Origin of the sequence: uncultured Aquincola sp., from assembly GCF_964001545.1 — a bacterium.
Classification (GTDB): Bacteria; Pseudomonadota; Gammaproteobacteria; order Burkholderiales; family Burkholderiaceae_C; genus Aquincola.
In genome coordinates, this window is the sequence record NZ_CAXFDV010000122.1 from 1 (window position 1) to 7587 (window position 7587).

A 7587-nucleotide genomic window follows, 5' to 3' on the forward strand; every position below is an offset into this window, starting at 1 on the left:
AACACCGGCGCGATCATCTCGATCTCCGACCGGCGGCTGCCCGGCAGCACGGCCACCACCGGCGCCTGCGCGGGCAGGCCCAGCGCGGCGCGCGCGGCCTCTTTCGGGGCCTGCAGCGGAATCGCATCGGCCAGCGGATGGCCCACGTAGGTGGCGGCGATGCCGTGGCTGCGCAGCAGCTCGGGCTCGAACGGGAACAGGCACAGCACATGGTCGGTGCTGGCCGCGATCTTCTTGACGCGGTTGCCGCGCCAGGCCCATATGGACGGGCACACGAAGTGGATGGCCTTGATGCCGGCGGCCTTGAGCCGCGCTTCCAGGCCCAGGTTGAAGTCGGGCGCATCGACGCCGATGAAGGCATCGGGCCGCTGCTGCAGCAGCCGCTCGGCCAGCTGCTCGCGGATGCGCGAGATGCCGCGGTAGTGGCGCAGCACTTCCACGTAGCCGCGCACCGCCAGCTTCTCGTGGGGCCACCAGGCTTCGAAGCCGTGGGCCGCCATGCGCGGGCCGCCGATGCCGGCCGCCTGCATGGCCGGCCAGCGGGCCTTCATGCCGCCCATCATCAAGCCGGCCAGCAGGTCGCCGGACGTCTCGCCCGCCACCATGCCGAACCGCGGAGCCTGCGCCGCGGTGTCCACGGTCAGCGCGCGATGCCGCGGGTGGCGGCCTGCAGGAAGTCGAGCATCATCGCCACGTCGGCCGCCGCTTCGGGCGCGCTGGTGGCCAGGCCGGCGATCTCGGCGCGGGCCTCTTCCAGCGTCTGGCCCTTGCGGTACAGCGCCTTGTGCATCTGCTTGATGGCACTGACGCGCTCGCTGCTGAAGCCGCGGCGCTTCAGGCCCACGGCATTGAAGCCGCGCACCGCCAGCGGGTTGCCGTCCACCAGCATGTAGGGCGGCACGTCCTGCGTCACCGCGCTGGCAAAGCCCAGCATGGTGTACGAGCCGATCTTGACGAACTGGTGTACGCCCGTGAGCCCGCCCACGGTCACATGGCTGCCCACGTGCACATGGCCGGCGAAGGTGGCGTTGTTGGCCAGCGTGTTGTCGTTGCCGATCTGGCAGTCGTGCGCGATGTGCACATAGGCCATCACCCAGTTGTCGTCGCCGATGCGGGTGACGCCGGCATCTTGCGCCGAACCGGTGTTGAAGGTGCAGAACTCGCGGATGGTGTTGCGGTCGCCGATGTGCAGCTCGGTCGGCTCGCCCGCGTACTTCTTGTCCTGCGGCATCGCACCCAGCGAAGCGAACTGGAAGATGCGGTTGTCGCGGCCGATGGTGGTGTGGCCCTCGATCACCGCATGCGGGCCCACGGTGGTGCCGGCGCCGATGCGCACATGCGGCCCGATGACCGCGTAAGGCCCCACGCTGACCGAAGGGTCCAGCTCGGCCTTCGGGTCAATGATGGCGGTGGCGTGGATCGCGGTCATGCCACCTTGCGCATCGTGCACATCAGCTCGGCCTCGACCGCGGTTTCGCCGTCGACGCTGGCGCGGGCCTTGTACTTGTAGATGCCGGCCTTCGCGCGCTCGATGCTGGCTTCCAGCGTCAGCTGGTCGCCGGGCTCGACCACGCGCTTGAAGCGCGCACCGTCGATGCCGACGAAGTACACCACCATGTCGTCGTCCAGCTCGGCGCCGATGGTCTCGAAGCTCAGCAGCGCGGCGGCCTGGGCCAGGGCTTCGAGCATCAGCACACCCGGCATCACCGGGCGGTTGGGAAAGTGGCCCTGGAAGAACGGCTCGTTGATGCTGACGTTCTTGATGGCGCGGATGTGCTTGCCCTTCTCGATCTCCAGCACGCGGTCGACCAGCAGGATCGGGTAGCGGTGGGGCAGCTTCTTGAGGATCTGGTGGATGTCCATCGTCGTCATACGTTCTTCTTTTCAAGCGCCCGCACGCGGTCGCGCAAGGTGTGCAGGTGGCGCAGCGTGGCCGCGTTCTTTTCCCACGCGGCATTGTCATCGAAGGGAAACACGCCGCTGTACTGGCCCGGCTTCAGGATGGAGCGGGTGACCACCGTGGCGGCCGACACGTGCACCCCATCGGCCAGCTGCAGGTGGCCCAGGATGATGGCGCCACCGCCCACGGTGCAGCCGGCGCCGATGCGGGCGCTGCCGGCTACGCCCACGCAGCCGGCCATGGCCGTGTTGCGGCCCACGTGCACGTTGTGACCGATCTGGATCAGGTTGTCGAGCTTGACGCCGTCTTCCAGCACCGTGTCGTCCAGCGCGCCGCGGTCGATGCAGGTGTTGGCACCGATCTCCACGTCGTGGCCGATGCGCACCGCGCCCAGCTGCTCGATCTTCTCCCACCGGCCTTCGGTGGGCGCGAAGCCGAAGCCGTCCGCGCCGATGACCACGCCGCTGTGCAGGATGCAGCGCTCGCCCACCGAGCAGCCGTCGCCCACCACCACGCGCGGGGCGATGCGGGTGTGGCTGCCGATGCGCACGTCGCGGCCGATCACCGTCTGCGCGCCGATCACCGCGCCCTCGCCCACCACCGCACCGGGGCCGATGCACACCATGGGCCCGACGTGGGCCGTGGCATGCACCTGCGCCGTGGCATCGACCACCGCGCTGGCATGCACGCCGGCCGACTCAGGCGGGCGGGTGAGCCGCGCCCACAGCTGCGTGAGCCGGGCGAAGTAAAGGTAGGGATCGGGCGTGACGATGACCGCACCCCCCGCCGGCCGCGCACGGGCCTCGTCCGCCTGCGCAGGCGCCACGATGACGCAGCCGGCCGCGGTGTCGGCCAGCTGCGAGCGGTAGCGGGGATTGGACAGGAAGCTCACCGTGGAGGCGGTGGCCCCTGACAGCGGGCCGATGCGATCCAGGCGCATCGCGGGATCGCCCGTCACATCACCGCCGAGTCGGGCGGTGATGTCGGCCAGCGTGAGCGAGATCGTCATGCCAGCCAGCCTTGCCGCTGGCCGTGCATCACTTGCCCGCGTTCAGCGCGTCGATCACCTTCTTGGTGATGTCCACGCGGGGACCGGCAAAGACCACTTCCTGCAGGATCAGGTCGTACTTCTCGCTGTCGAAGATCTGCTTGATGACCTTGTTGGCGCGTTCCACCACCAGGGCCAGCTCTTCGTTCTTGCGGTTGTTCAGGTCTTCCTGGAACTCCCGGCGCTTGCGCTGGAAGTCGCGGTCCTGCTCCACCAGCTCGCGCTGGCGGCGGGTGCGCTCCGCTTCGCTGAGCGTGGGTGCGTCCTTGTCCAGCTTGTCGGAGGCGGCCTTGAGCTTGTTGGCCACGTCCGCCAGGTCCTTCTCGCGCTTGCCGAACTCGGCTTCCAGCTTGGTTTGTGCGGCCTTGGCCGGCGTGGCCTCCCGCAGCACACGTTCGCTGTTGACGTAGCCGATCTTCAACTCCTGGGCTTGCGCGACAGAGCACGTCGCCCACAGCGACGCGGTTGCCACCGCGGCCGCCAACGTCTTCCACTTGTTCATCAAAACGCAGTCCCGATCTGGAATTGGAATTTCTGGATTCTATCGTTGCGCTCCTTGCGGATCGGCGAGCCGAAGCTGAGCTTCAGCGGCCCCACCGGAGAGATCCACGACAGGCCGATACCCGCCGATGCCCGCAAGCTGCCGGCGTCGATGGATTCATGCTCGCCCCACACGTTGCCCACGTCGGTGAAGCCGAAGATGCGCAGCGTCTTGTCGTTGCCGGCGCCCGGCACCGGCACGTACAGCTCGGCGTTCACGTTGGCGCGGCGGTTGCCGCCGATGTAGGTGCCGGTGACGTCCACCGGACCCAGCGAGCTCTGGTCGAACACCCGCACCGAGCCCAGGCCACCGCCGTAGAAGTTCTTGAAGATCGGGAACGGCCGGCCGCCCAGGCCCTTGCCCCAGCCCACTTCGCCGTTCAGGCCCAGCGTGAACTGCGTGCCCAGCGGGATGTAGTGTTGGTACTGGGCGTTGGCGCGCACATAGCGCGCATCGCCCAGGGTGGACAGTTCCACGTTCACCCGCTTGTAGCTGCCGTTGGTGGGCACCAGGGCGCTGTCGCGCTGGTCGCGCGCCCAGCCCAGCGTGAACGGCACGGTCAGGCTGCGCTGGCCGAACTGCTCGCGGTACAGCAGGTAGCTGTTGGGCAAGGCGCCGGTGCCCTTGATGTTGGTGCTCTCGACGCCAATGCCGAAGAACACCGTGTCGAACTCGGAGAACGGCACACCGAAGCGGATGGACGCACCGGGGGTGGACAGTTCGTAGTCCACGCCCTGGCTGTTCAGCGGCTTGCTGGTGCGGTAGTACACGTCGAACGCGCGCGAGATGCCGTCCACCGTGAAGTACGGGTCCACCGTGGAGAACACGATGTTGCGGTTGTACTTGCTGGTGTTGACCTCGATGCCCAGGTAGTTGCCCGAGCCGAACACGTTTTCCTGCTTGATCGAGCCGGTCAGCGCCAGCTTGTCGGCGCTGGAGAAGCCGGCGCCCAGCATCAGGTTGCCGGTGGGCTTCTCGACCACGTTGATCGTCAGGTCGACCTGGTCGGCGGTGCCCGCGACCTCGTTGGTCTCGATGTTGACTTCCTTGAAGTAGCCCAGGCGGTCGACGCGGTCGCGCGAGAGCTTGATCTTCTGGCCGTCGTACCAGGCCGACTCGAACTGGCGGAATTCGCGGCGCACCACCTCGTCGCGGGTGCGGGTGTTGCCGGCCACGTTCACACGGCGCACGTATACGCGGCGCTGCGGCTCGGCATTGAGCACCACCACCACCTGGCCGGTGGCACGGTCGATCTCGGGGCGCTGCTCGACACGCGCGAAGGCATAGCCGAAGAGGCCGAAGCGCTCGGTGAACTGGCGCGTGGTCTGGGCCACGTCCTCGGCGCGGTAGGGCTCGCCGGGCTTGATGCGCACCAGGTCTTTGAACTCCTGCTCGCGGCCCAGGTAGTCGCCTTCCAGCCGCACCGCGGTGACGGTGTAGCGCTGGCCTTCGCGGATGGAGATGGTGATCGAGATGTCCTGCTTGTCCGGCGAGATCGTGACCTGCGTGGACTCGACCGCGAACTCGAGGTAGCCACGGTTGGTGTAGTAGGCGCGCAGGGTTTCCAGGTCGGCGTTGAGCTTGGTGCGCGAGTAGCGGTCGGCCTTGGTGTACCAGGTCAGCCAGCCGCCGGTGCTCTGCTCGAACAGGCCCAGCAGCGTGCTCTCGGAGAAAGCCTGGGCACCGACGATGCGGATGTCCTTGATTTTGGCCGCCTCGCCTTCGGTCATCGTGAAGGTGACGTCCACGCGGTTGCGCTCCAGCGGCGTGATGGTGGTCACCACCTCGGCGCCATAGAGGCTGCGCGTCAGGTACTGGCGCTTGATTTCCTGCTCGGCGCGGTCGACCACGGCGCGGTCGAAGGGCAGGCCTTCGCCGATGCCGGCGTCCTTCAGCGACTTGGTCAGGGTTTCCTTGTCGAACTCCTTCAGGCCGATGAAGTTGACCGAGGAGATCACCGCGCGCTCTTCGGCGATGACGACCAGCACGTCGCCCTCCACCTCCATGCGCACGTCCTTGAACAGGCCGGTGGCGAACAGCGCGCGCAGGCCGGCCGCGCCCTTTTCGTCGTTGTAGGTGTCGCCGATGCGGAAAGGCAGCGCCGCGAACACCGTGCCGGGGTCGGTGCGCTGCAGACCTTCGATGCGGATGTCCTTCAGGGTGAAGGGTTCGACCGCCAGCGCGGGCAGTGCTGCCACGCTGCACACCACGGCCACGCAGGCGGCTACCGGCCGCAGCGGGCTCGGGCAAAAGAATGAATGCATCGGGAGAACGTCAGTGCAGGCCCAGCAGGCGGGCCACGTCGTTGGAAAGGGCGAGGGACATCAGCAAAAGCATGATGAAGGCACCGCCACGCTGCAGCCATTTGAGCCACAGCTCGGAGACCGGCCGGCCGGTCACACCCTCGAAAAGATAATACATGAGGTGCCCGCCATCGAGCATCGGCAGCGGCAGCAGGTTCAGCACGCCCAGGCTCACGCTGACCAGCGCGAGGAACCCCAGGTATTCGGGCAGCCCGCGCTGCACCGACTGCCCCGCCTGGTCGGCGATGGTCAGCGGGCCCGACAGGTTCTTGAGCGAAGCTTCGCCCACCAGCATGCGGCCCATCATCTGCAGCGTGAGCACCGAGACGTCCCAGGTGCGTTCGGCGCCGTTGACAAGCCCTTCGATCGGGCCGCGGCGCACGTTGACCATCTCGTAGGGCTTGCCCACGTAGGCATCGATGCGGCCGATGGCCTGGCGGCCTTCGGAGGTCACGCGCGGCTCGACCGTCAGCTCGAGCATGCGGCCCTGGCGTTCGACCACCCAGGCCAGCGGCACACCGGTGCCGCCCTGCACCGACTGGCGGATGCGCTCGCGCAGCGACTGCGCATCGCCCACCGGCTCGCCATCCACCCGCAGCACGCGGTCGCCTTCGCGCAGGCCGGCGCGGTCGGCCGGGCCGCCGGATCGCACCTCGCCCAGCACCGGCTCGCTGTACGGCGCGCCGATGCCGATCTGCCGCATCAGCGCTGCGTCCATCTCCTGGCCGGCCACGCGGTCGAGCTCGAGCACCAGGCTGCGGCTGCGGTGGCCACCGGGCTCGCTGACCATCAGAAACAGCCGCTCACCGCGCAGCACCGACTGGGTGATGCGCCAGCGCACGTCGGTCAGCGATGCGACGTCTTCCCAGGCCTCGCCGTCCTCGGACGTGGCGGTCACTTCGTCGCCGGCCCGCAGGCCCGCGCGCTCGGCCAGGCTGCCGGCCACCGGTGCCGACAGCACGGCCTTGGGCTCGTTGATGCCGATCCACTGCGCAGCCGCATACAGCGCCACCGCCAGCAGCAGGTTGGCGGCCGGCCCGGCGGCCACGATGGCGGCCCGCTTGCGCAGCGGCTGCCGGTTGAAGGCCTGGCTGCGCAGTTGCGGCGCCACCGGGCCCTCGCTTTCATCGAGCATGCGCACATAGCCGCCCAGCGGCAATGCGCTGATGACGAACTCGGTGCTGTCGGGCGTGGCCTGGCGGCGCCACAGCACGCGGCCGAAGCCGACGGAAAAGCGCAGCACCTTGACGCCGCAAGCGCGCGCCACGCGGTAGTGGCCGTACTCGTGGATGACGATCAGCACCCCGAGGGTGAGCAGGAAAGCCAGAACCGTGATCATCGCGAGAGCCCCTGAACCAGGCTGCGGGCATGGGCGCGGGCGGCGGCGTCCAGCGCCAGCAAGTCGTCCAGCGCCGGCTCGGCCGGCAGCTGGGGCAGCACCGCTTCCACCGTGGCGGCGTTGATGCGGTGGATGTCGAGGTAGCCGGTGCGTTCCGCCAGGAAGGCCTCCACCGCCACTTCATTGGCGGCGTTGAGCACCGTGGTGCTGCCCTCGGGGCCGCGCAAGGCGTCCCACGCCAGGTACAGGCCAGGAAAGCGCTGGCGGTCGGCCGGCGCGAAGCTGAGCGCGGACAGCGTCAGGAAGTCGAGCTGCGCGGCGCCGGACTCGATGCGCTCAGGGAACGAGAGGCCATAAGCGATCGGCACCCGCATGTCGGGCGTGCCCAGCTGCGCCAGCACCGAGTGGTCGCGGCACACCACCATCGAATGGATGATGCTTTGCGGGTGCACCACC

7 protein-coding genes and 1 pseudogene are annotated in these 7587 nt (G+C 68.4%); all 8 read right to left on the bottom strand.

Features of this window, described 5'->3' with window-relative positions:
* A partial coding sequence (gene lpxB / locus ABNT58_RS04055) for a lipid-A-disaccharide synthase (protein WP_348752234.1) occupies window positions 1-605 on the bottom strand: 605 nt, incomplete at its 3' end.
* A 35-nt stretch (window positions 606-640) separates the two neighbouring features.
* A complete protein-coding gene (lpxA, locus tag ABNT58_RS04060; protein ID WP_348752228.1) occupies window positions 641-1429 on the bottom strand; it encodes an acyl-ACP--UDP-N-acetylglucosamine O-acyltransferase in 789 nt (262 codons plus the stop codon).
* Window positions 1426-1872, bottom strand: coding sequence for a 3-hydroxyacyl-ACP dehydratase FabZ (gene fabZ / locus ABNT58_RS04065; RefSeq protein ID WP_348752229.1), 447 nt, complete (start codon window positions 1870-1872; stop codon window positions 1426-1428). Before fabZ ends, lpxA begins: the two co-directional genes overlap by 4 nt.
* The gene (lpxD, locus tag ABNT58_RS04070) at window positions 1869-2909 is read right to left on the bottom strand and encodes a UDP-3-O-(3-hydroxymyristoyl)glucosamine N-acyltransferase (RefSeq protein WP_348752230.1); all 1041 of its coding nucleotides are present in this window, start codon (window positions 2907-2909) and stop codon (window positions 1869-1871) included. The genes fabZ and lpxD overlap by 4 nt, the downstream gene beginning before the upstream one ends.
* Window positions 2910-2937: 28 nt before the next feature.
* Window positions 2938-3450, bottom strand: a complete 513-nt coding sequence (locus tag ABNT58_RS04075; RefSeq protein ID WP_348752231.1) for an OmpH family outer membrane protein — start codon at window positions 3448-3450, stop codon at window positions 2938-2940.
* On the bottom strand, window positions 3450-5753 hold the full coding sequence (gene bamA / locus ABNT58_RS04080) for an outer membrane protein assembly factor BamA (protein WP_348752232.1): 2304 nt from the start codon (window positions 5751-5753) through the stop codon (window positions 3450-3452). The genes ABNT58_RS04075 and bamA overlap by 1 nt, the downstream gene beginning before the upstream one ends.
* Window positions 5754-5763: 10 nt before the next feature.
* Window positions 5764-7131: an RIP metalloprotease RseP gene (rseP, locus tag ABNT58_RS04085; protein ID WP_348752233.1), complete on the bottom strand. Its 1368-nt coding sequence runs from the start codon at window positions 7129-7131 to the stop codon at window positions 5764-5766.
* Window positions 7128-7587, bottom strand: a pseudogene (locus tag ABNT58_RS04090) (1-deoxy-D-xylulose-5-phosphate reductoisomerase); the annotation flags it as partial. The pseudogene ABNT58_RS04090 and the gene rseP, both read right to left, overlap by 4 nt.